The organism is Streptomyces sp. NRRL S-337 (assembly GCF_000720175.1).
In the GTDB taxonomy this organism is placed as follows: domain Bacteria; phylum Actinomycetota; class Actinomycetes; order Streptomycetales; family Streptomycetaceae; genus Streptomyces; species Streptomyces siderophoricus.
In genome coordinates this window covers 1-26,033 of sequence record NZ_JOIX01000008.1, presented here as the reverse complement: position 1 = coordinate 26,033, position 26,033 = coordinate 1, and the positions used below count along the sequence as shown (strand labels likewise).

Genomic DNA, 26,033 nt, shown 5'->3' with positions numbered 1-26,033 from the left:
CACGCGTGGTCGGCGGCCGCTGCCCAGCGATCTTTCGTCTACAGGACTGTAGACGATGGCGGGTGTGCGTCACGCACGGCGGGGGTGGGGGAGACCGCCTCACGGGCGAAGAGCGAGTACTGGCGCGCCGCAGCCGGAACGTGGTCGCCACCCACCGAGGGCGGAGACCCGCGGCCTGTCCGTACCCAGACCTCGGTGGCGCATGGCGCCGCTGACCGATCAGGCGGAGGCGGTGGCGAGGGCGAGGAACTCGGCCCATGCACCGGCGCTCAGTGTGAGCGTGGGCCCTTGCGGGTTCTTGGAGTCGCGGATGTGGATGGTGGGGTGGGGGGATGAGCTGGCGGCGACTTCGAGGCAGTTGCCGCCTTCGCTGGCGCTGTAGCTGGACTTGAACCAGGCCATGTCGCCGATTGCTGGGCTGCTCATGCCTCTCCCGCCAGTTCGTCAAGCAGGCCGATGCTGTCTTCAGGAGCGAGTGCCTGCGACCGCAGCATCCCATACTTCTGTTGGAGCAGACTGACCTCGTCCGGGTCATCAACGAGATAGCTGACTCGTTGGCCTTCGATATAAGCCAGTTGACCGTGCTCCGGTGTTTCGAGCAGGACGATTGGCCCATCCAGGCCGGCGTGCTTTGCGCGAGAAGTGGACATGATCTGAAGCCCGACGAACGGCAACTCCGCACACCGTCGCAGATGCCTGATCTGCTCGCGCAAGATGTCCGCATCCCCGATCGGCCGCCGAAGAACCACCTCCTCCACGATGAAGTTCAAGACGGGCGATGGATCCCGATGCAGCAACTGCTGCCGATCGAGTCGGGCGGAGAGCCGCTCGTCCGCCTCCGGTTCGCTGATGGGCGGGAACAGGCAGGAGAAGACGGCGCGGGCGTAGTCCGCGGTCTGCAGCAGGCCAGGCATGACGTGGTTCTCGTACGAGAGCAGTGACAGCGCGTCCGCTTCGTACTCGACGAAGTCCTGCACGAAGGCCGGAAAGCGCTCCTTGTGCGGCACCTTCGCCACCGCGACTGCCAATGCCCCCTTCGTGTCGAGGAGTTCATCCAGCGTCTCGGCCAGATCGATCTTCAGTGGTCTGCGGCCCTGCTCGATGGAGCCGATGGTGTCCTCATGGAGCCCGACCCGCTCGGCAAGGCCGGGTTGAGTGATGCGGGCGGCCCGCCGGAAGTGGCTCAGCTGGGCTCCGATCACGTGCCAGGACGTGATCCTCTTCGGTTTGTTCGCCGGGTGCATGCGGCTTGCCTTCCCCCCGTCGTGACTGTCTGATGCGGCGCGGAGTCGTACATCGAATCTGTACGACTTCACGCTGTGGTCCAGCGTAATCACAGGGTGTGACAGTGCTGCCATGTACAAGGAGATTCAGGCTCTCTGCACCCGCTCGGCGTTCTACCTCCGGGAGCGCCGTTCCGTGTCCCTGGCCAGGGAGTTCGCCCGTACCACGCTCGCCGACTGGGATCTGAAACTACGCACGGACGACATCGTGCTCTGCGTGAGCGAACTGGCCACCAACGCCCTGCTGCACGGCGCCCCACCGGGGCGCGGTTACCGGCTGTGGCTATCGCTGGGGGCCGCGGACGGACCGCTGCGCGTCGAGGTGCACGACAGCGGGGACGGGGAGCCGTACGCAACGGAGGCGACCGTGGGCGCGGAGTGCGAGTCCGGTCGCGGGCTGCTGCTGGTGGAGGCGCTCGCCGACCGGTGGGGCGTCGGCGAGCGCGTACCCGGGAAGATCGTGTGGTGCGAATTCCGCTGTGCCGACGGGCGTTACGGCAGTCCGTGAACGTATGGGCCGACCGCCGACGACCAGGCGTTGCCGTTCGCCGCGTCCCAGTTGGTGGACCAGGTCATGGCACCGCGCACACCCGGATAGGTCTTCGCCGGTTTGAAGGAGCCGCAGCTCGTCCCCCTGGCGAGGCAGTCCAGGGCGGCGTTGACGACGCTCGGGGCGACGTAGCCGCTGCCCGCGCCCCGTGTGGAGGCGGGCAGGCCCAGGCCCACCTGGGACGGGTCGAGGCCACCTTCGAGCTGGATGCAGGCCAAGGCGGTGAGGAAGTCCACGCTCCCCTGGGAATACACCTTTCCGTCGCACCCCAACATCGACCCACTGTTGTAGTACTGCATGTTGACGACGGTGAGGATGTCCTTCACGTTCAGCGCCGTCTGGAAATAGCTGCCGGACGTCGACTGCATGTCGATCGTCTGCGGCGCCATGGTGAGGACGAGCTTCCCGCCCGCCTTCTGGGAGAGCGAGCGCAGCGCCTGCGACATGTACGTCGGGTTCAGGCCGTTTTCGAGGTCGATGTCGACGCCGTTGAAGCCGTACTGCTGCATCAGCGCGTACACGCTGTCGGCGAAGTTGGCGGCCGAGGCGGAGTCGTTGACGGAGACCGTGCCCTTCTCGCCGCCGACGGAGATGATGACCGACTTGCCGCCCGCCTGCTTGGCCTTGATGTCGGCCTTGAACTGGTCGACGGTGTAGCCGCCGAGACCGGCCGAATCGAGGGTAAAGGTGACCGCACCGGGCGTGGTCGTCGCGTCGGCGAAGGCGACCGCGATGATGTCGTACTGGTTCGGAACGTCGCTGATCTTCTGGACCGTCGCGCCGTTGTTGAAGTTCTGCCAGTAGCCGGTGACCGCGTGCTTGGGGGCGGAGGGGTCGGTTCCGCCGCCTGACGGGGAGGTCGTGACGCTGATCTCGGCCGAACGGGCCGACTCACCGGCCGCGTTGGTCGCGGAGACCTGGAAACGGTAGCTGGTGGAGGGGCTCAGTCCGGTCACCGTCGCGGACGTCCCGCTCACCGTCCGGTCCTTGGTGCCGTCGCGGTAAACGGTGTATCCGGTGGCGCCGGAGACCGGGTTCCAGGAGAGGGCGACCGAGGACGAGGTCACAGAACCGGCGGTGAGGCCGCCGGGGGCCGCCGGGACCTGGGGGTCGGGGTCGGTGCCGCCACCGCCGTCCGGCCCCAGCACACTGAAGTCGTCGGCGTAGTAGGCGGGTTGGGCGTACCAGCCATGGGTGTAGACGGTCACGGAGGTCGTGTTCGGGCCGGTGGTGAAACTGGTGGCAAGCTGCTGCCATCCGGTGGCTGACGGCGTCCAGGTGGAGACGTCCGTCGTTCCGGTGCCGGACGCTCCCAGGTAGACGTACGAGCCCTGCACGTACGCGCTGAGCCGGTACGTCGCGTTCGGCTTGACGGCGACGGTCTGGGAGCAGGTGGCGTTGTCCGAGGCGGTGGGGGTCGCCTTGAGGGCGGCGGCGCCGCCGTGCACGGGGGAGCCGACGGAGGCCCCACTGCCCGCCGAACAGGTCCAGTTGCTCAGACCGGACTCATAGCCGGCGTTCTTGGCCACGTTGACGTCGGCGGCGGTGGCCGGGGTGGCCGCCGACATGCCGGCCGCCGCACTGGCGAGGACCACCAGAAGTGTGCTGAACAGGCGTCTGTGGTGCCTGTTGTGTCTGTGGCGCGAGGGTCTGATGCGGGTGGGTGCTGCGGTGCGAGGCATACCTGTCTCCTGTGCCGAAAGGGGGAGCCCGAGGACTGCACGAGACGGTGGCCACCGCTGACGAGAGCCGTTGCCGACCCTGCGCCCAGAATGGTTCAGACCAATACGCCGGTCAAGAGGTGTGACGCGGACGGACGGACGGGCCTGCCGGGGCGGCTGCGACCGGCACGGAGGGTGGGTTCGGGTGCGGGGGTGGCTCGCGGGGGCGGCCGCCAGTATTGCGAGCGATTCCCCTCCTCGCCCAAACAGCAAGGTAATTGAAGCCAAAAGGAACTGCGGGCCGGTTTCCTGTGGTCCGGCCTTTCGCTCCACCTTCCCGCCGCGTCCCCAGCCCCGTTGTCAGTGCCGTATGCGAAAGTATGTATGGCAGTTGAGTAGGGAATCGGGGGAGGGCTCGGTCCGTTATGTCGTTGATCGATGAGGTGGCGGCGATTCATGCCGGTCAACCAGATCCGGCCGCACTCGTGGGGGAATTCCGGCGCACCCATGTCTTGATTCCGGCGGTCAACGACACCCTCCTCTCGGCGGACTTGGACGGCATCCGCTGGCTGTACGCCTTCACCGACGAGGAGGCGCTGTCCCGCTTCGCGCTGGGCCGCGGCGCCGAGCCCGGCACGGAGTGGCAGTACCTGTCCGTGTCCGGCGCTCGCGTCCTTGACGTGCTGATTCCCGCCATCGAGGGCCCTACAGGGGTGGCCCTGGACGCGGGCAGCGAGCAGGGCGCGCTGTTCCCGCCGGTGCGCGGAATCGTGCCCGACCGGGTGGCCATCGACACCCCACCCGTTGTGTCTGCCCTGCCCACTGACGACATATCGGACGCATCGGTGCGCGGAGAGGGAGCGTAAATGGGCCTGATAGGCGGAAACGGCTACCAGCTTGAGCCGGAGGCGTTCGAGCAACTCACCAAGGGAATCAGGGCGGCAACGTCCGAGCTCAAAGAACTGGGCTTCGACGTGGAGGCCCAACTGGGGCGCGGTTTCGACCGATTGTCGCTGGACAACATGGAATGCGGCGACGACGGCCTGGCCGCCGCCCTGGACTCGTTCTGCGACCGCTGGGGCTGGGGCGTGCGCACCCTGATGCAGGACGCCAACGAATTCTCCAAGAAGCTGGGTATTACGGCTGGCATTTACTACGAGCAGGAGCAGTACGCCTCGGACGCCCTGAAGCAGACCGTGAACGCGGCGATGGGCGATCCGAACCTGACCGCGGAGAAGTTGCACAAGAGGTCCTGGGACAAGGTCATCGACGACAACCCGATCTCCCAGGTGGCCAACGCCGACTTCGACCCGCACTCCGAGGCGTCGCGCGAATCGCGCGAGCAGATGCTGCAGGCGGGCGACCAGCTCCTCCAGGACGCGCACTCGGTCCCGGACCGGATCAAGAACGGCGGGGAGGACGTCGAGGTCACGACGGGGTTCTACGAGGCGGGGACGTCGCAGGGAGAGCAGGGCCGACAGGGCCGGCAGCAGGGCCAGGGGGGTAACGGCAAGTGAGCATCTTCGGTGATGCCATCGACGCGGTCGGCGAGGGCGCGAGCAAGGTCACGGGCGCGATCGAGCGCGGCGCGGGGGAGGTGGTGGAGAAGGGTTCCGAGCTGGCCGGTGATGCGCTGGAGACGGCCGGTCTGGACGATGCGGCGCACGCGGTCCGTAGTGGCGGCGCGAAGGTGGCCGGCGCCCTCGGGGCACACGTCGACGAGCGTCAACTCGGCGAGACCGAGGACCCCAAAGAACTCATCCACGGCGACCCGGGAAAGATCGCCGAGACCGCCGCCCACCTCAAGGACTTCTCCGCGGCGTTCGACCGGGTGGCGAACGGTATGCGCAAGCTGGGCTCGGGCCAGCACTGGAGCGGCAAGGCGGCCGATGCCTTCCGTGAGGCGTTCGACATGCACCCCAAGCAGTGGATGCACGCCGCCGATGCCTGCGGTGATGCCGCCAAGGCGCTGGCGTCATACGTCGAGACGGTGATCTGGGCGCAGCACAAGGCCGCCGAGGCGATCGAGAAGTACCACAACGCCCAAGAGGCCACCCGTTGTTCCTTCGAGGCGTACAAGGCGAAGCTCGACAGATACAACGCCCAGGCCGATGCCTACAACGCCGCCGTCGACCAGGGCCAGGACCCCGGCCCCATGCCACAGGAACCCACCGTCGAGGTCGACCCGGGCGCCGAGGGCCGCGAGGCGGCCCAGGACATGCTCAAGGAGGCCCGCAGCCAACGCAACGAGGCCGCCGAGCACGCCCGCAATGCCATCAAGGCTGCCTTGGCGCACGCGCCCGAGAAGCCGGCCCTGACCCAACTCGCGGGCGCGGCCCTCAAGGACGGCGGAGAGGCGCTCGTCCTGGAGCACCTGCACATAGCCGGCGGCGCATTGAAGGCGGGCGCGGACACCCTCAAGCTGGGCCGCAAGATCAATCCGCTGGACCCGTACAACGTCACGCACCCGTTCCAGTTCATGGACAACACCGCGATGACCCTCATGGGGCTGGCTCAGGCACCACTCCACCCGGTGGAGACGGCCAAGGGGATGCTGGGCTCGGGCTGGGGCAGCGATCCCTTCGATGCCTACGGTTCTGCGTTGGTGAACGTCCTAGGGGGAAAGGGGGCGGGCGGGCTCGGCAAGAGCGCAGCCAAGGCGGGCGCGAAGGAGGCCGCCGAGAACGCGGCCCGCACCGCGGCCAAGGAGGGCGGCAAGCGCACCGTCCGGGACCGGCTGCGCGAGATGTGGTCCAAGAAGACCTGTGGTGACCCGATCGACATGGCCACCGGCCGGATGGTCCTGCCGCAAACGGACATCACCCTCCCCGGCAGCCTCCCGCTCTCCTTCTCGCGCACCTTCGAATCGTCCTACCGGACCGGCCGCTGGTTCGGCCCCACCTGGATGTCCACGGTCGACCAGCGCCTGGAGATCGACTCCGAGGGCGTCATCCTCATCGGCGAAGAGGGCAACTTCCTCTGCTACCCCCACCCGGCGGTGGGCGTCCCCACCCGCCCCGTGGAGGGCGACGGCGCGCCCCTCGAACTCACCCCCGACGGCGACTACCTCCTGTCCGACCCGGTGACGGGCCTACGCCGCTACTTCACCACCTACACCGACAACCTCGCCGTCCTCGACGAGATCACCGACCGGCACGGCAACCACCACACCTTCGATTACACCGAAGACGGCACCCCGCTCGCCATCACCCACAGCGCCGGCTACCGCCTCCTCCTCACCACACAGGAGGGCCGCATCACCGCCCTCCACCTGGCCGGCGCCGCCCCCGACGGCAGTGACCAACTCCTGGTCACCTACGGCTACGACGAGCTCGGCAACCTCACCACCGTCACCAACTCCTCCGGCCTCCCCCTCCGCTTCACCTACGACGAGTCCGGCCGCATCACCTCCTGGACCGACACCAACAACAGCAGCTACCACTACGTCTACGACGACCAGGACCGCTGCATCACCCAGGGCGGCATCGAAGGCCACCTCCGCGGCGACTTCACCTGGGGCGACCCCGACCCGGAAACCGGCCTGCGCACCAACCAGCACCGCAATTCCCTCGGCCAGGTCACCACCTACCAGGTCAACGACCACCACCACATCGTCGCCACTACGGACCCCACCGGCGCCACCACCCGCACGGTGCGGGATGCGGGTCACCGAATCCTTTCCACCACCGACCCGCTGGGCCGCACGACCCACATCTCCTACGACGACGCCGGCCGCCCGGTAACCGTCACCCTCCCCGACGGCTCCACGTCCACGACGACCTACGACGCCGACGGCAACCCGGTTGCGGTCACCGGCCCGGACGGCACCACCTGGACCCACACCTACGACGAGAGCGGCAACCGCACCTCATCCACGGACCCCACCGGCGCCACCACCACCTACACCCACGACGCACTCGGCAACCTCGCCTCCGTCACCGACGCCCTGGGCAACACCACCCACCTCTACTGCAACAAGGCCGGCCTACCGCTCTCCGTCACCGACCCCCTCGGCGCGGTGACCCACTACCGCCGCGACGCCTTCGGCCGCACCACATCCATCACCAACCCTCTCGGCGAGACGACCCACATGATGTGGACGGTCGAAGGGAAACTGGCCGCCCGCATCGACCCCACCGGCGCCACCGAGGAGTGGACCTACGACGGTGAAGGCAACCGCACCTCCCACACCGACCCCATCGGCCAGACGACCACCTACGAGTACGGCCACTTCGACCTCCTGGTGGCCCGCACCGACCCCGACGGCGTCCGCCACGAGTTCGCCCATGACACCGAACTCCGCCTCACCCAGGTCACCAACCCCCAGGGTCTGACCTGGAACTACACCTACGACGCAGCAGGCCGCCTGCGGTCGGAGTCGGACTTCGACGACCGGGTGCTCACCTACACCCACGACCCCGCCGGCCAGCTCACCACCCGAACCAACACCCTCGGCGAGGTCACCACCTACACCCGAGACACCCTCGGCCGCATCACGCACAAGGACGCCGCGGGCCTCCTCACTACCTACACCCACGACGCCGCCGGCAACCTCCAGCAGGCCACCAACCCCGACGCGACGGTCACCTACACCCGCGACGTCCTGGGCCGCGTCACCGCCGAGACCGTCAACGGCCGCACCATGACGTTCACCTACGACGCCCTGGGCCGCCGCACCAGCCGCACCACCCCCACCGGCCACACCACCACCTATACCTACGACGCCGCCGGCAACCGCACCGCCATGGACATCGCCGGCCACGTCCTCACCTTCGACCACGACGCCGCCGGCCAGGAACTCACCCGCACCATCGGCGACAACCTCACCCTCTCCCACACCTGGGACCCCACCGGCCGCCTCACGTCCCAGTCCCTCACCACGGTCGGAACCGGCACGGCCCAAACTCCCCACACCGCCGCCGCAGAGGTGGAACAGGTCCTCTCCCGCTCCTACACCTACCGTCCTGACGGCCACCTCACCGCGATCGACGACTCCCACACCGGCCGCCGCACCTTCGACCTCGACCGCGCCGGCCGCGTCACCGCCGTCCACGCCACCGACTGGACCGAGACCTACGCCTACGACGCCGCCGGCAACCAAACCCACGCCACCTGGCCCGACCGCCACCCCAACCCCTCAGCCCGAGGCCAAAGGTCCTACGAAGGCACCAACATCACGCGGGCGGGCCGCATTCGCTACGAACACGACGCTTTGGGGCGCGTCACCCTCCGCCAAAAAACTCGCGTTTCCCGGAAGCCGGATACCTGGCGGTACAGCTGGAACGCGGAAGACCGTCTCACCATCGTCATCACCCCGGACGCCACCGTTTGGCGTTACCTCTATGATCCCGCTGGCCGCCGAATAGCCAAACATCGGCTCGCAAGCAACGCAGCCACAGTCGTCGAGCAAATAGATTTCACCTGGGATGGTCCCATGCTCGCCGAACAAAGCGCCCGCACGTCACTAGGTCAGGAATCTCTATCCCTTACCTGGGATCACCGCGATCTTACCCCCCTCACGCAAACCGAACGCAAAACGACCGTCCGGGCAGATGCGTCTCAACGGGAAATAGATCAGCGTTTCTTTGTCATCGCCACCGACTTGGTCGGCTGCCCCACCGAACTTGTCGACCCACGCGGCTTCATCGCCTGGCGCACCCGCACCACTCTCTGGGGCACTACCACCTGGAACCGCGACGCTACGGCCTACGTGCCCCTACGGTTCCCAGGCCAGTACTTCGACCTCGAAACGGGCCTGCACTACAACTTCCATCGGATTTACGACTCCGACAACGCGCGTTACCTCTCAGCGGATCCCCTCGGTCTTACACCTGGCCCCAACCCCGCTACCTATGTGCACAATCCGCACACTTGGACAGATGTCCTGGGGCTGTCGCCATGCGAATTGAACCGTCTTCTGTATGGAGGGCGACCCGGGGAAGGGCTGCCAGGAAGTGAGGGGATAGCGATCCCTCGGCGCCCGACAGTTCAAGAGATGGAGAATCTTACGGTGAAGCACGGCGTTGAGTTTGCCGTGACCTATAAATATGGTCCCGGGGTGAGTGGTGGAGGCGGGCAGTACCACTTGTACTCGGGTGTGGAGGCATCCGTTCAAGTGCCTCTTGAGGCAGACCGCATGTTTGTCTATCACACGCATCCCGGGGGGACGCCACGGCCCAGTAGCGCAGATAAAGCTCTGATGGGGCTTCTCGAAGACATGGGCTCGCCTCAGCGTATCTCGGAGGTGATTCCGGTCGGAGGTGGCAGGGCGATAGCATACGGAAGTGGACCATTCTACGGAGATCTGCCAAATGAGCGCTGACACGAAATCGTACGACTATCTTTGGACCACGGAACGCACGGACTGGGTTCTCATCAAGACGTCTAGAACGGTGGTTCCTGTGATCTACAACCGTTCTAGTCGGCGTGTATTGCTCATCGAGGATAATGATGTGCACGCCGCTGTCGTGGCCAAGATGAAAGGCGTAGGAATTGAGGTATTTGACTCCATTCCTCAATGAAGTAATGGTGCAAGTTCGCTTTCCATGTGTCGAGCCTGCCGCCGTGATCGTTGATACGGTCGATTGGCTCGGTCCGCGGAGTGGAGAGGTGCTGCGCGGCGATGTCCATGCGATGAAGAGTTCTCCAGACACCCTTAGCTGCCGCGTCCGGCAAGGAGTCGATCCGCTAGGGATGGTCGGCGCCGATGACCTGCGGGATAGCGTCAAGATTGCAGTGGCATCGAAAATGCTCTGCCGCTGCGTTTCCTGGGACTTCTCGCACGGCAGTCGGTTTCCAGCAAGCGAACCTGACGAGCTGGATAAGGATCAGGGTCGGCCTTCCCTGGCAGAATTCGCTGATACGTCGAGCAAGATTCGGTCCGAGGTGCAGGGGGTAACAACACACGGGCCACTCGATGGAGGGGCAGCGGAAGGAGCACGATCGATTAGTCGCTGGTGATCTCGCTTAGGGTCTGATCGGCGGATGGCTGCATGACTTTGCTCCAGGCGGGCCGTCGGGTCCCTATCCCCAAGCCTTTGTGGGGAATCCCACAAAAAGGTCAAAGGATCTTTTCCCGGTGTCACCCTGCTCTGATGGGGCCCGGCGTCGCGCCTAACCGGTGTGCGTGCGGGCCCGACCGTCCCCGTTCATAGCGCTCGGCACCACCCGTACCCGGGAGTTCTCGACGCACAACCCGGGAAGCGATCAACATAGTGACCGCTCTGGCTCGGTGGTGTCTCAGGCGCCGCTTCGTGGTGATCGTTCTTTGGCTTGCCGTGTTTGGGGGCGTGGGTGTGGCCGCGGGGGTGAGTGGGGCCGCGTACTCCACTGACTACGAGGTGCCGGGGACCGAGTCCGGGCGGGCGAGTGCGCTGATGGAGAAGGCGTTTCCGGGGGAGACCGGGGACAGCGACACCATCGTGTGGCACACGGATCACGGGACCGTGCGGGCCGGCGTGGTGGAGAAGACCATGCGGCAGACCCTGGAGAGGGTTGACGGGCTGCCCGGGGTCGCCGAGGTGCACAGTCCCTATGGGAAGCACAACCGGGGAGCGCAATCCCCCGGAGCGCGGCAGATCAGTGGGGACGGGCGGACCGCCTACGCCTCGCTCACCTTCGCGCGGTCGACCGAGGATCTGGACGCCGGGCAGGTCCGGAAGGTCGTCGAGGTCGCCCGGTCCGCTGCCGGCAACGGCCTTCAGGTGGAGCTCGGCGGGGCCGGGATCGCCGTGACCGAGGCGCCGCGGGCCCAGTTGCCGGAGCTCATCGGGCTCGGGGCGGCGGCCGTGGTGCTGTTCCTCGCGTTCGGGTCCCTGGCGGCGACCGCCCTGCCCATCGTTACCGCGGTAGCCGCCGTGGGCACCGCGTCGGCCGGGATCGCGTTGCTCAGTCATGCCATGACCGTGGCCGACTTCGCGCCGATGCTCGGGAGCCTGATCGGGCTCGGGGTGGGGATCGATTACGCGTTGTTCATCGTGACGCGGCATCGGAAGGGGCTCAGGGCGGGACTGCCGGTCGAAGAAGCGGCCGAGGGGGCCGTGGCGTCGTCCGGGCGGGCGGTGGTGTTCGCCGGGGCGACCGTGTGTATTGCGTTGCTGGGGATGCTGGTGCTGCGGCTGAGCTTCCTGAACGGAGTGGCGTTGGCCGCTTCGCTCACCGTCGTACTGACCGTGGCCGCCTCCGTGACCCTGTTGCCGGCCCTGCTGGGACTGATCGGGATGCGGGCGCTCGGGCGGCGGGAGCGGCGGAGGCTCGCCGGGGGCGGGCCGCGGCGGGAGGGACGTGCCGGGATGGCCGCCCGCTGGTCCGGGTTCGTCGAGCGGCACCCCAAGCTGCTGGGCGTGGTCGCGGCCGGTGTCATGCTCACCCTCGCGCTGCCCACGTTCGGGCTCCATCTCGGGACCTCCGACCAGGGCAACAATCCGGCCACCTCGACGACCCGTAAGGCGTACGACCTGATGGTGCGGGGCGGCCCCGGGGACGGTCACGGTGGCGGCTTCGGGCCGGGGGCCAACGGGCCGTTGACGCTGGTCGGCACGTTGGACGGGGCCAAGGACCGGATCGCGTTCGACAATCTGTCGCGGCAACTTCGCGGCACCCCCGGGGTGGCACAGGTCAGCGGGCCGGAATTCGACGGGAGCCGCGGCACCGGGGTACTGACCGTCGTTCCGGACAGTTCGCCGCAATCCCGGCAGACCTCCGACCTGGTGGAGCGGCTGCGGACCCATGAGCTGCCGAAGGCCGAGCGCGGCACCACGATGCGGGTGGCGGTCGGCGGGGTCACTGCCGGCTACGACGACTTCGCGTCCGTGATCGTCGGCAAGTTGCCGCTGTTCATCGGTGTCGTCATCGCGCTCGGATCCGTCCTGTTGCTGCTCGCCTTCCGGTCGCTGGCGGTGCCGCTCAAGGCCGCGCTGATGAACGTCGCCGCGGTCGCCGCCTCGTTCGGTGTCGTGGTCGCGATCTTCCAGTGGGGGTGGGGGAGCGAGCGGCTGGGGCTGGGCAGCGCGGGGCCGATCGAACCGTTCCTCCCGGTGATCATGGTGTCGGTACTCTTCGGGCTGTCCATGGACTACCAGGTGTTCCTGGTGTCGCGGATGTACGAGGAATGGCAGCTGACCGGGGACAACTGCCGGGCCGTGCGGGTCGGCCTGGCCGAGACCAGCCGGGTGATCAACTCGGCGGCGGTCATCATGATCGCGGTGTTCGCGGCCTTCGTGCTGAGCGGCGACCGGACGATCGCGATGTTCGGTATCGGGCTGGCGTCCGCCGTCGCCCTGGACGCGTTCGTGCTGCGTACGCTGCTGGTGCCGGCGCTGATGCACATGCTGGGCGGCGCCAACTGGTGGCTGCCGTCCTGGCTGGAGCGGTGGCTGCCCCGGATCAGTATCGAACCACCTGTGGGGCGGACGGGCGGGATGCCTGAGTTGTCCGACATGCCGGGGCTGCCCGGGCCCCGGGACGGCGAGCGGCCGCTGGTGGGGGCGTAGGGAAGGGCCCCGGCCGGCCCGTCCGCCGCCGTTCTCATCTCGTTCTCAGACGCGGCACCTACGGTCGCGCCCATGGGTACCACCAGGACCACCGACACGACCGACACGACCGATACGACCGCCACCGCCGATAAGCGAATCGACGACGAGACCGTGCCGGCGCAGGCCGTCGCCACGGAGGGCGGGACGGACGCCGAGGCGGCCCCGGAGGACGCGGGGGCCGCGCGCGAGGCCGAGGACACCGAGCCGGCCGACGAGGATGACGACGCTGCCGCTCCGCCCACCACCGGCATCGCCGCCGGTGCCGGCGCGGTCGTCGCCGCCGGGCTCGGTCTCGCCTCCGTCACCGGCACCTGGCTCGGCACACTGATGGCCGAGCGGCAGACGCTGATGGGGCAGATCAACCTCCAGGCCGGTAAGGCCACCGACCAGATCTCCGCCATGTACGGCACCCCCTGGCACACCACGGCCCTGGTCAACGGCGTCTTCGCGGTGCTGGCGGCACTGGTCGCCGCGGTGGTGCTGACCCGGCCGCGCGCCGCCACCTGGGTGCGTGCCGTCGCCTGGGGCGGACTGGCCCTCGGCGTGCTCGGCCTGCTGATCTCCGCGGGCATGTACCTCGACCTGTTCGGGAGCATGCCCACCATCCCGAAGGGCACCCGGCCCGGCGCCTGAGGCCGGGCCGGCTGTCCGGCATCGCTAAGGCCCCTGTGCCTTAGGCACCCGCCCCGGTGTCTAAGGCACAGGGGCCTTACCGCTGTCCGGAATAGGTACGGGCGGTGCCCCGCGCACCGCCCGTACGCCGTTTCCCGGGCGCCGGCCGTATTTCCTAAGCACCCCCGCGCCCGAAGATCGGGCACTCTCCCGATGTGGCGGGGCCCCCTTGGAGACGAGGCTTGAGCACGTCAACGAGCCCGCACCACCGGGGCTCAACCGGCCCACACCACAGGGGAGAACGAGATGCACAGCTTCGAACTGGAGCTCCGGGCCCGTCAGGACGAGCTGCACCGCGAGGCCGCCCGGCAGCGTCTGGCGCGCGAGGCGATCGAGGGGCGCCGGGCCGCGCGTGCGGCCGCCGCCCGCTCCGGGAGCGACGAACCCGAGGGGCGGGTGAGTAGCAGCCGGAGCCGGGCCCGGCGGTGGCGGGTACGCCGTGCCGCGGTCTGAGCCGGCCGGGCGGGGCGGGTACGCCGTGCCACCGCTGGAGCCGGCCGGCCCCCGGCCCCCCTCCGCCCCACCCGCCGTCCAGCACCTGATCAAACCCCCTGCCGCAATGTCGGACCCCTGTGCGATGCTCAAGCGCGTGGAGACCAGGTCCGTCAGTCCCGTGTTCGTCGGTCGAGCCCCCGAGCTCGCCGCGCTCGATGACGCGCTCGCCCGCGTCGCGGCGTCCGGCGAGCCCCAGGCCCTGCTGATCGGGGGCGAGGCCGGCGTCGGAAAGACCCGGCTGATCGAGGAGTTCGGCGAGGCCGCGCGGGCCCGGGGCGCGCTGGTCGCGCTCGGCGGCTGCATCGAGATCGGCTCGGAGGGGCTGCCCTTCGCGCCGTTCTCCGCGATCCTGCGCACCCTCAACTGGCATCTGCGTGACGAGCTCGCCGCGGCGGTCGCCGGTCAGGAGGGCGAACTCTCCCGCATCCTGCCCGAATTGGGGGAAACACCCGGTGAGACGCACGGTGAGGAGATCGGCCGGGCCCGGCTCTTCGAGCTGACCGCCCGCCTCCTGGAGCGCCTCGCCGCGGAGCGCACGCTCGTCATCGTCATCGAGGACCTCCACTGGGCCGACCGCTCCACCCGTGAACTCCTCGCCTACCTCCTGCGGGCGCTGCACGACGCCGGCGTCCTCTTGGTGGCGACGTACCGCTCCGACGACATCCACCGCCGCCACCCGTTGCGCCCGTTCCTCGCCGAGATCGACCGGATGCGCACGGTACGGCGGGTCGAGCTGGACCGCTTCAACCGCGAGGAGGTCCGCTCCCAGCTCGCCGGCATCAACGGCAGCGCACCGGAGGAGGGCACCCTCGACCGGGTCTTCAAGCGCTCGGAGGGCAACGCCTTCTTCGTCGAGGAGCTGGCCCGCAGCCTCGCCGACGGCTGTCTGCACGGCCTCAGCGACCCACTGCGCGATCTGCTGCTGGTGCGCGTCGAGGCGCTGCCCGAGGACGCCCAGCGGGTGGTCCGTACGGCCGCCGAGGGCGGCTCGACGGTCGAACACGAACTCCTCTCCGCCGTCTGCCAGATGCCCGAGGACGACCTCATCGAGGCGCTGCGGGCCGCCGTCGGCAGCAACACCCTCGTGCCCACCGACGACGGCACGGGCTACCGCTTCCGGCACGCCCTGGTCCGCGAGGCCGTCGTCGACGACCTCCTGCCCGGCGAGCGCACCCGCCTCAACCGCCGCTACGCCCAGGCCCTGGAGGCCAACCCCTCCCTGGTCCGCGCCGATGCCTGCGCCACCCGGCTGGCCAGCTACTGGTACAAGGCCCATGACGCCGCCAAGGCACTGCCCGCCGTCCTCGCAGCCTCCGTGCAGGCCCGCCGCCGCCATGCCTACGCCGAGCAACTGCGCCTGCTGGACCGGGCCCTGGAGCTGTGGGACGACGCCCCGCCCGAGGTCCGTCAGGGAGTGCGCCCGGTCGACTACGCCGAGGCGTACCCGGCCTGCGGCTGCGACGACGATTCGCTGCGCTTCCTGGACCTGCTCGCCGAGATCGCGGTGGCCGCCCGGCTGTCCGGCGACAGCGAGCGCGCCTTCACGATCACCAAGCGTGCCCTGCGCTCCCTCCGCGACGGGAACGACCCCCTGCGCACGGCGTGGTTCCTGGTGCAGCGTTCCCGGCTCTGCCAGGGCACCGGCCGCGGCAACGGCTGGGAGGACCTCGGCAGGGCCCAGGAGCTGATGCGCGGCCTGCCGCCGTCGTCCGTGCACGCCGAGGTGACGGCCGCCGTCGCCAGCTGGGCGGTGCTGCACGAACCGGGCCCGGGTACCTTCGCCACCGCTGAACGCGCCGTGGAACTCGCCCAGTTGGTCGGCGACGAAGAGGCCGAGCTGAATTCCCGGCTGACCCTGGCCGGGCTGCGGACCGACTCCGGCGAGGTCGACGAGGGCCTCGCCGACCTCCGGGCCGCCCTCGACCGCGCCGTCGACCGCGGCTACTTCACCGCCATCGGCCGCGGCCACGTCAACCTCCCCTCCTTCCTGGAGGGCGTCGGCCGCTCCCGTGAGGCCGTCGAGGTCACCGAGCGGGGCATCGAACTCACCACCCGCTACGGCCTGAAGGACAAGACCTGCTGGGTGATGGCCAACCGCGCCGAATCGCTCCAGTCGCTGGGCCGCTGGGAAGAGGCGCTCCAGGCCGCGGCCGACTCCCGCCGGCTCGCCCAGAACGCCCGCTCGATCGCCCTGGCCGCCAACCGCCGCACGGACCTCGCCCTCGGCATGGGCGACTTCGACGCCGCCGAGCGCGAACTGGCCGTCGCCCGCGAGCACTACGGCACCCACGACCCCCAGCCGCAGCACGCCATCCCGCTCGCCCAGCACGCCCTGCGGATCGCCGCCCACCAGGGCCGCATCCTGGACGCCCGCACCCTCCTCACCGAAACCCTGGACGCCGGTCTGCCGCCCGGCATCCAGCGCTACGCCTGGCCCCTGCTGTGGTGGGCCACCGCCGCCGAGTCGGACGCCCGCGGACTGCCGGCCGCCGGGCCGGGCCGGCCCGCCGTCCTCGCCCGCATCCGCGACGCCGCCAAGAAGCTGGCCCGGGCCTGCCCGATATGGGAGGCGTACGCGGTCGCCGTCGACGCCGAGCTCCGCCGCGCCGAGGGCCGGGAGACCCCCGACCACTGGGCGGCGGCGGTCGCCGCCTTCAAGCCGCTGGAGCGCCCGTACGAGCTCGCCCGGGCCTGCTACCGCTGGGCGGAGTCACTGCTGCACGGCACCGGGCGGGCCACCGCCGGACTGGACGGCCGCACCCCGCGCGAGGCCGCCGTCCTGCTGCTCGGCCAGGCGCACACCGCCGCCACGACCATGGGCGCCCGCCCGCTCGCCGAGGAACTCGCCCTGCTCGCCCAGCGCGCCCGCATCCCGCTGCCCGGTCTGATTCCGGCGGCGGACACAGCGGCCGCCGGCTCCGGAAGCGGGGCACCCGCCGACCCCGCTCCCGCCGCATCCCTCGGCCTGACCCCGCGCGAGCGCGACGTCCTGCGCCTGGTCGCCGACGGCCGCAGCAACCGCCAGATAGCCGACGCGCTGTTCATCTCCCCCAAGACGGCCAGCGTCCACGTCTCCAACATCCTCGCCAAGCTGGGCGTCTCCGGCCGCGGCGAGGCCGGCGCGGTGGCCCACCGGCTGCGTCTGTTCGGCGAACCGGCGGCCTCCTGACCCGGCCGGCGGCCGTGCCCGGCCCCCCCGTCGCGGGCCCGGTACCCCGCTGGGATACTCCGGGTGCGGATGCCGGCCGGCGGCGGCGCGTTCGGGATACGGGGACGGTATGGGGACGTCACGCGCCGTGCTGCGGCGGGGGCTTACGTTCGGGCTGCGGGCCGGGGCGATCCCGGCGGGCGTCTGCGCCGTGCTGTGGGCGGCCACCATGGTGACGCGGTACCTCTACGGACCGGGTGACAGCACGCTGGAGGATCCGGCCCTGGCCGCGGTCGCCGTGCTGGGTTCGCTTGCCGTGGGCGTCGTGATCGGCGCGGCCATCGGCCTCGTACTGGCCTACGCCCCGCTCCGGCTGGTCGCCTCCGGCCCGCTGCGGGCGCTGGTGTGCTTTCTGCTCGGCGGCACGCTGTCCTCCGGAGAGTTCGTGGTGATGACCGAGGCGACCGACGGCGGCTACGGGCCGATCTTCGTGGCCCTGCTCGCCATGCCGGTGGTCGGTGCGGTCGCCGCGGCCCGCAGCCGGGACATCGCCGCGGCGCGGATCGGCGCCGCGGGCCGGCACCTTACGTAGCGCGGCCGCCGGCCCGTCCCGTCCGGATGACGACGGTCCCCGAGGAGAGGTCTATCGGGCCCTTCCCCGGGTCGCCGTCACCGATGTCGTCGACGACCAGCGACATCTTCTGCCGCTCCTCGTCGGTGTTCTTACGACCCGGCGCGAACAGTTCTTCCACGATGTTGAACACGGTGCCTGCCCCTCTTCGGTGTGACGCGCACCCGTCCCCTGCCACCCGAGTCTAGGCAGGACACACGAAAAGGGGACCAGAAGGATCAGCTCACCTTGAGGCGGAGAATCCGGTCATCTCCCTTACGGGGCGTGCCGCGGCCGTCGGTGTTGCTGGTGACCAGCCACAACGTGCCGTCACCGGCCGCCACCACCGTCCGCAGCCGCCCGTAGGTGGCCTTGAGGAACGCCTGCGGGGCCGCCACCGGCTTCGTCCCGTTCAGCGGGATGCGCCACAGCCGCTCACCGCGCAGCGACGCCATCCAGAGGGAGCCCTTGGCGTACGCGAGGCCGCTGGGCGAGGCGTCGTCGGTCTTCCACACCTCGACCGGGTCGACGTAATCCGGGCCGCCCTGGCCGGACTTGGCCTTGCCCTCGATCTCCGGCCAGCCGTAGTTCTTCCCCGGCTCGATGAGATTGAGCTCGTCCCAGGTGTGCTGCCCGAACTCCGAGGCCCACAGCCGGTGGTCCGAGTCCCAGGCCAGCCCCTGCACATTGCGGTGGCCGTAGTCGTACACCACCGAATCGGCCGAGGGGTTGCCGTGCGCCGGCTCGCCGTCCGGCGTCATCCGCAGGATCTTGCCGCCCAGCGAGCTCTTGTCCTGCGCCAGCCCGGTGTCGCCGGTCTCGCCGGTGCCGGCGTAGAGCATCTTGTCCGGGCCGAACGCGATGCGCCCGCCGTTGTGGATCTCGCCCTTGGGGATGCCCCGCAGGATCGTGTCGGGCGCGCCCAACTGGTCGCCCGGCGGACGCTTGTCGTCGTAGATCATGCGGGCGATGCGGTTGTCGGACGCGGTGGTGAAGTACGCGTAGACCTGATGGTCGGTGCCGAAGTCCGAGGACACCGCGAGGCCGAGCAGCCCGCCCTCACCGCCCGGGGCCACACCCGGCACCGAGCCCAGCTCGGTGGTCTTCCCGCTGTCCACGGCGATCCGGACGATCTTGCCGGTGTCCCGCGAGCCGACGAGCAGGTCCCCGCCCGGCAGCACCGCCACGCCCCACGGGGACTTCAGCCCGGTGGTCAGCGTCTTCGTCACCTTCACCGAGCCCTTGGCAGCCGGCGCGGCGGGCGACGGGGTGGCGCCCGGTGAGGTGGCACGGGCCGAGGCGCCGGGGCTCTTCGCCGTGGCGGGGGCACCCCCGCCGGGAGGCTGCGGGCCACCGTTCGAACAGCCCGCTGCCAGAAGCAGCGAAGCGGCGGCCAACACGGCGGTCTGGGAACGGCGTTGCACGGCAGGGGTCCTCTCGTCGTCCGGGCGAGCACAAGAACACCACATCGGGCCGCCGGACGCGGCAAACCGGCGCGCACGCCCGGCCGCCGGGCCTGCTACCAGGACTGCCGGGCCGGCGGCAGCGCGGCGATCTCCGCCAGATCCTCACGGCCGAGCACCAGATCGGCCGCCTTGGCGTTCTGCGCGGCCCAGCGCTCCTTCTTCGTACCGGGCACGGGGACGACATGCCGGCCCTGGGCCAGCACCCACGCCAGCGCCACCTGCCCCGGCGTCGCACCGTACCGGGCGCCGACCCGCCGCAGCCCGGCCACCAGCGGCTGGTTCGCCGCCATCATCTCGGCCGTGAAGCGCGGATGGCGGGCCCGCAGGTCCTCCCGTTCGAAGCCCTGCCCCGGCGTGAGCGTGCCGGTCAGATAGCCGTTGCCCAGCGGCATCGCCGCCAGGAAGCCCACCCCGCGCGACTCGCACCACGGCAGCAGCGCCTCCAGCGCCTGGCGCGACCACACCGACAGCTCGGCCTGCACACTGCTGACCGGGAACACCTGCTGGATACGCTCCAGTTGGGCCAGCGTGCCGTCGTGCGTCCGGGACCGCGGCCGGGCCCCGGCCGGCCGCCGCTCCGCACGGGCCGAGCGGGGCTGCCGCACCGCCCGCGCACCCACCGCGCACAGCCCCAGCGACCGCACCTTCCCGGCCGCCACCAGCTCCGCCATCGCCCCCCAGGTCTCCTCGACGGGCACCTCGGGGTCGGCCCGGTGCAGCTGATAGAGGTCGATCCGGTCCGTCTGCAGCCGGCGCAGCGAGGCGTCACAGGCGCGTTTGACGTAACCGGGCCGCCCGTTGGCGACGATGTGCTGCTCGCCCACGAGCAGCCCGACCTTGGTCGAGACGAACGCGTCCTGGCGGCGCTCCTTCAAAGCCCGTCCCACCAACAGCTCGTTGGTGAACGGCCCGTACATGTCGGCGGTGTCCAGCAGGCTGCAACCACGGTCCAGCGCGGTGTGCACGGCCCGCAGGGACCCCTCCCCGTTGCGCTGCGACTCGGTGTACCCCCAGCTCATCGGCATACAGCCGAGACCCACGGCGCCCACTTCCAGAGCCGCCGCACCGATTGTCCTGCGCTCCACCTGGTTGTGCCTCCGTCCCCTCGCCCCCGATCAAGGGCACGGACCAAACTAACGTCTGAGCAGAACATCCCTTCGCATAGCCTCGGGCCATGGCAACCGCAGACCAGCGCACCGAACCGAACGACGTCTGGCTCCCGATCCCGCCCGACGAGATCGAGGGCCTGCCCGGCGGCCTCCACTACGTCCACTGGGACGCCGGCCCCGAGTACCCGGCCGATCCGGCCCGGTGCGTCTTCTACGCCGTCCCCTACATGAAGGGCGCGGAGGTCAGCCTGCGGCCGCTGGCCCGCATGAACCGGGTGCGGGTGGTGCAGACCCTCACGGCCGGCATCGAGCACATGCTGCCCGGGCTGCCACAGATGCCGGCCGGGGCCCAGCTGTGCAACGCGCGCGGACTGCACGACGCCAGCACCGCCGAACTCGCGCTCACCCTGATACTGGCGGCGCTGCGCGACGTCCCCGGCTTTGTGCGGGCCCAGGACGCGGGGGAGTGGCGGCCGGCCTTCCGGCCTGCCCTCGCCGACAAATCGGTCCTCATTGTGGGCTATGGTTCGATCGGCAGTGCCATCGAGGACCGGCTCACGCCTTTCGAATGTGCGCGGGTGGTGCGCGTCGCACGCACCGCGCGTGACACTGTGCGCGGCCCCGTGCACCCACTCTCCGACCTGTCCGCCCTCCTGCCCGACGCGGACGTCGTCGTGCTCGCCACTCCGCTCACCGACGAGACCCGTGGCCTGGTCGGACGCGATTTCCTGGCGCGGATGAAGGAGGGCGCACTCCTCGTGAACATCGCGCGCGGGGCCATCGTCGACACCGAGGCACTGCTCGCCGAGCTCGAAACCGGGCGGCTGCGCGCGGCGCTCGACGTCACCGATCCTGAACCCCTGCCCGCCGGGCATCCGCTGTGGCACGCTCCGGGCGTGCTCATCACTCCACACGTCGGTGGTCCCAGCTCTGCCTTCCTGCCCCGTGCGAAGCGGCTGCTGCGGGACCAGTTGACGCTTTTCGCGGCCGGCGAACCCCTGCGGAACGTCGTCGCGACCGCCGACTGAAACGGGGCGCGGATGGCGCTACGGGGCCGTACGACTGCGGTGGGTATTCACCACCCCGCACGCCGTCACGCTCCGTAGATACCCTATGTCGCTGAGTGACGGAACTGGTGTATCGTCCGAGCGGGGACGGCGCCGGGACAGCCGCGGCGCGATGCGAGATCCGGAACGCAAGGGGGGCGACGGGCGATGTACGGACGATGGACGATCCGCGAGAGGCGGGATCCACGAGCGCCCGCGGGGACGCGGCGGGGCCACCGGGCACCCCGCGCGAGGCGCCGTCCGGCGCGGGACCACGGGAGAGTGCGGTGAGCGCCCCCGGGGCGATGCTCTCCAGGCCGCCGACGCCGGCCGGCAGTCCGCCGAGCCCGGTGCCGCAGGTCGTCCTGGCCGTGGTCTGCGGCGGCTACGCCCTCGGAGCCGCCTTCGGCTGGGGGTCCACCGAAGTCGCCCTGTTCATGGGGGACTTCGGGCTCAGCTTCGCGGCCCTGGTCGCGGCCGTCTCCTGCGGTCTGTACGCCCGCCGGCACCGCAGCCGGCTCCGGCCGGCCTGGATGCTGTTCGCCGCCTCCTCGGCGATGGCCGGCATCGGCAACGGCGTATGGGGCTGGTACGAGGTCATCCTGGGCACGACCGTGCCGAGCCCCTCGCCGGCCGACTTCTGCTTCCTGCTGTTCGCGCCGCCGGCCATCGTCGGCCTGCTGGTGCTCGCCAAGCGCCCGGTGAGCCGGGCCGGCTGGGTCTGCCTGGGCCTGGACTCCTGGCTGATCGCCGGCTCGCTGCTCACCCTCTCCTGGAGCCTCGCGCTCGCGCACACCGCCCACTTCCAGGGCCGCAGCGTGGCGCAGAGCGCCCTGTCGCTGGCCTACCCACTGCTGGACATCGTGCTCGTCAGCATGGTCCTGGTCCTGCACTTCCGGCGCTCCTCGGTGCACCGCTCGGCCGTCAACACCGCCATCGCCGCGCTCGCGCTGACGGTCCTGTGCGACGCCCTGTTCAGCTCCCCGCTGCTGCGCGAGCACTACCGCTCCGGGCAGATCCTGGACGCCGGGTGGTTCGCCGGTTCGATGCTGCTCGCGTACGCGCCCTGGGTCGCCCGCCGGGCCGAGGAGGAGGAGCCGGAGGAGGTGGCCGAGCCCGCCGCCGTCCGCGTCCCGCACGGCAGCCGTCCGCTCGCCGGCTCGCTCGCCGCACTCACCCCGTACCTCGCCGCCGCGGTCTGCACCCTGGGCATCCTCACAAACGTTCTCGACGGGCGGCGGATCGACCGCGTGGTGCTCTTCACCGGCTGCACGGTCGTGCTCGCCCTGGTCGTCCGCCAGGGCATCATGCTGCTCGACAACATCACCCTGACCCATGAACTCGCCCAGAAGGAGAACCACTTCCGCTCCCTGGTGCAGGGCTCCAGCGACGTCATCATGATCGCCGCGCCGTCCGGCGTGCTGCGCTACGTCAGCCCGGCCGCCGCCGGCGTCTACGGCCGCGACGCGGAGGAACTGATCGGCTCCGAACTCGCCACGCTGATCCACCCCGAGGACCTCGGACGGGTGGTGCACGAGGTCCGCCGGTTCCTCGCCGCCGATCCGCAGGACGAGCCGACCACCCGCATCGAATGCCGCTTCCGGGCCGGCGGACAGCGCTCCGGCGTCGACGGCTGGCTGAACGTCGAGTCCACGGTCAACCGCCACCACGGCGGCCTGATCTTCAACTCCCGCGACGTCACCGAACGCGTCCGCCTCCAGGCCCAGCTCCAGCACAACGCCTCGCACGACGCGCTCACCGACCTGCCCAACCGCGCGCTGTTCACCGAACGCGTCACCCAGGCCGTCACCGGCCGGCGGGCCAGCGACCACGACACCGCCGTGCTCTACATCGACCTCGACGGCTTCAAGCAGGTCAACGACACCATCGGCCACCAGGCCGGCGACGAACTGCTGATCCAGGCCGCCCGCCGGCTCGCCGAATCGGTCCGCGCCGGCGACATAGCGGCCCGGCTGGGCGGCGACGAGTTCGCCGCGCTGATCACCGGCGACGGCACCCGCGACCGCGCGGCCCGCGAGTTCCGCATCCACGAGATCGCCGACCGGCTGCGCATCAAGCTCTCCGAGCCGTACCGCATCGACGGCCGGGACGTCCGCGTGGCGGCCAGCATCGGCGTCGCCTTCGCCGAACCAGGCGTCACCCCCGCCGGTCTGCTCCGCAACGCCGACCTCGCCATGTACCGAGCCAAGCAGGCCGGCAAGGGCCGGGTCGAGCTCTACGCCCCCCAGATGCAGGACGAGGTCGCGCACCGCGCCGAGCTCGCCTCCAAGCTCCGTACGGCCCTCCACGAAGGCGAATTCGCGCTGCTGCACCAGCCCGTCGTCGACCTGGCCACCGGGCGCGTCACCGCGGTCGCCGCGCACGCCCGCTGGCGCTCCGCCGAGGGCATCCTGTTCACCCCCGCCGAATTCCTCCGGGTCGGCGACCGCGGCCGGTACACCGACGACGGCGACCGCGCCGCGGAACTCGACCGCTGGCAGCTGGAGGAGGCCGTCCGGCAGGCCGCCGCGCGCCACCGCGCCGGCCACCAGATCCCGGTCGCGGTCCGGCTCTCCGCCCGCCGGCTGCTGGACCGCGCGCTGTCCCCCAAGGGCGTCGAAGCGCTCCTCACCCGGCACGGCCTGCCCGCCCGGGAGCTCGTACTGGAACTGTCCGAAAGCGACTCCCGGATCCCGCTGGACGACCTGGAGCGCCGGCTGGTGGCGCTGGGCCGGCTGGGCGTACGGATCGCCCTCGACGGCTTCGGCAGCGGGTACGCCGCGATCACCGCACTGCGCCGGCTGCCCGTCGACGTCCTGCGGCTGGACCGCGGCCTGGTCGACGGCGTGGTGGAGTCCTCCCGGCTGCACAAGATCACGGCGGGGCTGCTGCGGATCGCCGGCGACCTGGGCATGCAGACCGTCGCGGACGGCGTCGACCTGCCCGAACAGGTCCTGGCACTGCGCTCGATGGGCTGCACGCACGGCATGGGCCTGGCCTTCTCCGGCCCGCTCGACGAACCCCGGCTGCGCCGGGCGCTCACCCGTACCGGCTACCCCGTTCCCGACCACGCGGGGCAGGGGCGCGCGGTGGTGCTCAGCGGCAGCGGAGTGCCCGCCCGACGTGGGGGGCTGGCCGGTCCGGAGACCATGGCGCATCCCCCATTGCGCTCAAATAGTGAGACCTCCGTCCCACCCACTTGACACTCGGTGCACGAGAGGGGGAGGGTCAGTGCCATGCGCACCCGAATTCTCGTACTTGGAAAGCGCGTCGGCTGAAGCCGGGCCCCTACGCCGCCCGGCAGACCGCACCGACGCGCTCCCCTCGCTTGCCACCCGGCACGAGGGGTTTTTTGTTGCACAGCAACCTCACAAATCCCGTCAAAACCCTCAGCTTCGAGAAGAGACGCAGATGACCGAGCAGGCCTCCGGGGCCCACCATCCGCAGCCGCGGGCCCGTAACGCCGGCGGACCGCAGCCGTCCGCCACCGTCGAGCACGTCACGGGCGCGCAGTCCCTCATCCGTGCGCTGGAGGAGGTCGGGGCCGACACCGTGTTCGGCATCCCCGGCGGTGCGATCCTGCCGGCGTACGACCCGATGATGGACTCCTCGAAGGTCCGGCACATCCTCGTCCGCCACGAGCAGGGCGCCGGGCACGCCGCCACGGGATACGCGCAGGCCACCGGCAAGGTCGGGGTCTGCATGGCCACCTCGGGCCCGGGTGCCACCAACCTCGTCACCCCGATCGCGGACGCCCACATGGACTCCGTCCCGCTGGTCGCGATCACCGGTCAGGTCGCGTCGAAGGCGATCGGCACGGACGCCTTCCAGGAGGCGGACATCTGCGGCATCACGATGCCGATCACCAAGCACAACTTCCTGGTCACCGACCCGGCCGAAATCCCCAAGACGATCGCCGAGGCGTTCCACATCGCGTCCACCGGCCGTCCCGGCCCGGTCCTGGTCGACATCGCCAAGGACGCCCTGCAGGCGCAGACCACGTTCAGCTGGCCGCCGCACACCGACCTGCCCGGCTACCGCCCGGTCACCAAGCCGCACGCCAAGCAGATCCGTGAGGCCGCCCGGCTGATCGCCGAGTCCAAGCGCCCGGTGCTCTACGTCGGCGGCGGCGTCCTCAAGGCCGGTGCCACCGCCGAGCTGAAGGTGCTCGCCGAGCTGACCGGCGCGCCGGTCACCACCACGCTGATGGCGCTGGGCGCCTTCCCCGACAGCCACCCGCAGCACGTCGGCATGCCCGGCATGCACGGCTCGGTCACCGCGGTCACCGCCCTGCAGAAGGCCGACCTGCTGATCACCCTCGGCGCCCGCTTCGACGACCGGGTCACCGGAAAGCTGGACTCCTTCGCGCCGTACGCCAAGGTCGTGCACGCCGACATCGACCCGGCCGAGATCGGCAAGAACCGCGCCGCTGACGTGCCGATCGTCGGTGACGCCCGCGA

At 70.2% G+C, this 26,033-nt stretch carries 19 protein-coding genes; 13 read left to right on the top strand and 6 right to left on the bottom strand.

Annotation, left to right across the window (positions count from 1 at the left end; genetic code table 11):
* Positions 1–219: 219 nt before the first annotated feature.
* Both IG62_RS0108795 and IG62_RS0108790 read right to left on the bottom strand, forming a co-directional pair.
* Complete coding sequence (locus IG62_RS0108795) at positions 220–426, bottom strand: DUF397 domain-containing protein (RefSeq protein ID WP_030799474.1); 207 nt, start codon at positions 424–426, stop codon at positions 220–222.
* Complete coding sequence (locus tag IG62_RS0108790) at positions 423–1,244, bottom strand: helix-turn-helix domain-containing protein (protein ID WP_030799471.1); 822 nt, start codon at positions 1,242–1,244, stop codon at positions 423–425. The genes IG62_RS0108795 and IG62_RS0108790 overlap by 4 nt, the downstream gene beginning before the upstream one ends.
* 112 nt (positions 1,245–1,356) lie before the next feature.
* On the opposite strand from IG62_RS0108790, the gene IG62_RS0108785 reads away from it, so the two are divergent.
* Positions 1,357–1,791: an ATP-binding protein gene (locus tag IG62_RS0108785; RefSeq protein ID WP_030799469.1), complete on the top strand. Its 435-nt coding sequence runs from the start codon at positions 1,357–1,359 to the stop codon at positions 1,789–1,791.
* Here IG62_RS0108785 and IG62_RS0108780 read toward each other — a convergent pair.
* Complete coding sequence (locus tag IG62_RS0108780; RefSeq protein WP_030799468.1) at positions 1,776–3,515, bottom strand: chitinase; 1,740 nt, start codon at positions 3,513–3,515, stop codon at positions 1,776–1,778. The two genes, IG62_RS0108785 and IG62_RS0108780, sit on opposite strands and share 16 nt — an antisense overlap.
* Positions 3,516–3,919: 404 nt before the next feature.
* Between IG62_RS0108780 and IG62_RS0108775 the strand changes: the two genes are divergently transcribed.
* The 9 genes from IG62_RS0108775 to IG62_RS0108740 all read left to right on the top strand — a co-directional run bounded on the left by IG62_RS0108775 (position 3,920) and on the right by IG62_RS0108740 (position 17,934).
* On the top strand, positions 3,920–4,360 hold the full coding sequence (locus tag IG62_RS0108775; protein WP_051797767.1) for an SseB family protein: 441 nt from the start codon (positions 3,920–3,922) through the stop codon (positions 4,358–4,360).
* Complete coding sequence (locus IG62_RS41525) at positions 4,361–5,011, top strand: hypothetical protein (protein WP_063755342.1); 651 nt, start codon at positions 4,361–4,363, stop codon at positions 5,009–5,011.
* Positions 5,008–9,816, top strand: coding sequence for a putative T7SS-secreted protein (locus tag IG62_RS0108765; RefSeq protein ID WP_234326347.1), 4,809 nt, complete (start codon positions 5,008–5,010; stop codon positions 9,814–9,816). The genes IG62_RS41525 and IG62_RS0108765 overlap by 4 nt, the downstream gene beginning before the upstream one ends.
* Entirely contained in the window at positions 9,806–10,015 is a 210-nt protein-coding gene (locus tag IG62_RS47100) for a hypothetical protein (protein WP_158795007.1), read from the top strand. The genes IG62_RS0108765 and IG62_RS47100 overlap by 11 nt, the downstream gene beginning before the upstream one ends.
* A gap of 693 nt (positions 10,016–10,708) precedes the next feature.
* Positions 10,709–12,985 carry an MMPL family transporter gene (locus IG62_RS0108760; protein WP_030799461.1) on the top strand — a complete coding sequence of 759 codons (2,277 nt, stop codon included), beginning with the start codon at positions 10,709–10,711 and terminating at the stop codon, positions 12,983–12,985.
* Between the two features lie 72 nt (positions 12,986–13,057).
* Positions 13,058–13,660 carry a hypothetical protein gene (locus IG62_RS0108755; RefSeq protein ID WP_037838018.1) on the top strand — a complete coding sequence of 201 codons (603 nt, stop codon included), beginning with the start codon at positions 13,058–13,060 and terminating at the stop codon, positions 13,658–13,660.
* A 285-nt stretch (positions 13,661–13,945) separates the two neighbouring features.
* A complete protein-coding gene (locus IG62_RS0108750) occupies positions 13,946–14,152 on the top strand; it encodes a hypothetical protein (RefSeq protein ID WP_030799456.1) in 207 nt (68 codons plus the stop codon).
* Between the two features lie 124 nt (positions 14,153–14,276).
* Positions 14,277–17,363: a helix-turn-helix transcriptional regulator gene (locus IG62_RS0108745; RefSeq protein WP_030799454.1), complete on the top strand. Its 3,087-nt coding sequence runs from the start codon at positions 14,277–14,279 to the stop codon at positions 17,361–17,363.
* A gap of 109 nt (positions 17,364–17,472) precedes the next feature.
* Complete coding sequence (locus tag IG62_RS0108740; protein ID WP_030799453.1) at positions 17,473–17,934, top strand: hypothetical protein; 462 nt, start codon at positions 17,473–17,475, stop codon at positions 17,932–17,934.
* Here the strand turns inward: IG62_RS0108740 and IG62_RS0108735 are convergent.
* From IG62_RS0108735 to IG62_RS0108725, 3 genes are all read right to left on the bottom strand, one after another.
* Entirely contained in the window at positions 17,927–18,106 is a 180-nt protein-coding gene (locus IG62_RS0108735) for a DUF6191 domain-containing protein (protein ID WP_030799451.1), read from the bottom strand. The two genes, IG62_RS0108740 and IG62_RS0108735, sit on opposite strands and share 8 nt — an antisense overlap.
* 85 nt (positions 18,107–18,191) lie before the next feature.
* Complete coding sequence (locus tag IG62_RS0108730) at positions 18,192–19,376, bottom strand: PQQ-dependent sugar dehydrogenase (RefSeq protein ID WP_030799448.1); 1,185 nt, start codon at positions 19,374–19,376, stop codon at positions 18,192–18,194.
* A gap of 95 nt (positions 19,377–19,471) precedes the next feature.
* On the bottom strand, positions 19,472–20,503 hold the full coding sequence (locus IG62_RS0108725; RefSeq protein WP_030799446.1) for an aldo/keto reductase: 1,032 nt from the start codon (positions 20,501–20,503) through the stop codon (positions 19,472–19,474).
* Between the two features lie 89 nt (positions 20,504–20,592).
* Between IG62_RS0108725 and IG62_RS0108720 the strand changes: the two genes are divergently transcribed.
* The 3 genes from IG62_RS0108720 to IG62_RS0108710 all read left to right on the top strand — a co-directional run.
* Positions 20,593–21,555, top strand: a complete 963-nt coding sequence (locus IG62_RS0108720; protein ID WP_030799444.1) for a 2-hydroxyacid dehydrogenase — start codon at positions 20,593–20,595, stop codon at positions 21,553–21,555.
* A gap of 305 nt (positions 21,556–21,860) precedes the next feature.
* On the top strand, positions 21,861–24,776 hold the full coding sequence (locus IG62_RS0108715) for an EAL domain-containing protein (RefSeq protein ID WP_037838012.1): 2,916 nt from the start codon (positions 21,861–21,863) through the stop codon (positions 24,774–24,776).
* A gap of 208 nt (positions 24,777–24,984) precedes the next feature.
* The coding region (locus tag IG62_RS0108710) for a thiamine pyrophosphate-binding protein (protein ID WP_030799440.1) at positions 24,985–26,033 on the top strand (1,049 nt) is incomplete at its 3' end.

Excerpts from the sequence above, each read along its gene's own strand:
- IG62_RS0108795 (WP_030799474.1), bottom strand. The coding sequence starts at position 426 with ATGAGCAGCCCAGCAATCGGCGACATGGCCTGGTTCAAGTCCAGCTAC.
- IG62_RS0108750 (WP_030799456.1), top strand. The coding sequence starts at position 13,946 with ATGCACAGCTTCGAACTGGAGCTCCGGGCCCGTCAGGACGAGCTGCAC.
- IG62_RS0108785 (WP_030799469.1), top strand. The coding sequence starts at position 1,357 with ATGTACAAGGAGATTCAGGCTCTCTGCACCCGCTCGGCGTTCTACCTC.
- IG62_RS47100 (WP_158795007.1), top strand. The coding sequence starts at position 9,806 with ATGAGCGCTGACACGAAATCGTACGACTATCTTTGGACCACGGAACGC.
- IG62_RS0108780 (WP_030799468.1), bottom strand. The coding sequence starts at position 3,515 with ATGCCTCGCACCGCAGCACCCACCCGCATCAGACCCTCGCGCCACAGA.
- IG62_RS0108740 (WP_030799453.1), top strand. The coding sequence starts at position 17,473 with ATGGGGACGTCACGCGCCGTGCTGCGGCGGGGGCTTACGTTCGGGCTG.
- IG62_RS0108720 (WP_030799444.1), top strand. The coding sequence starts at position 20,593 with ATGGCAACCGCAGACCAGCGCACCGAACCGAACGACGTCTGGCTCCCG.
- IG62_RS41525 (WP_063755342.1), top strand. The coding sequence starts at position 4,361 with ATGGGCCTGATAGGCGGAAACGGCTACCAGCTTGAGCCGGAGGCGTTC.
- IG62_RS0108755 (WP_037838018.1), top strand. The coding sequence starts at position 13,058 with ATGGGTACCACCAGGACCACCGACACGACCGACACGACCGATACGACC.
- IG62_RS0108775 (WP_051797767.1), top strand. The coding sequence starts at position 3,920 with ATGTCGTTGATCGATGAGGTGGCGGCGATTCATGCCGGTCAACCAGAT.
- IG62_RS0108790 (WP_030799471.1), bottom strand. The coding sequence starts at position 1,244 with ATGCACCCGGCGAACAAACCGAAGAGGATCACGTCCTGGCACGTGATC.
- IG62_RS0108745 (WP_030799454.1), top strand. The coding sequence starts at position 14,277 with ATGCTCAAGCGCGTGGAGACCAGGTCCGTCAGTCCCGTGTTCGTCGGT.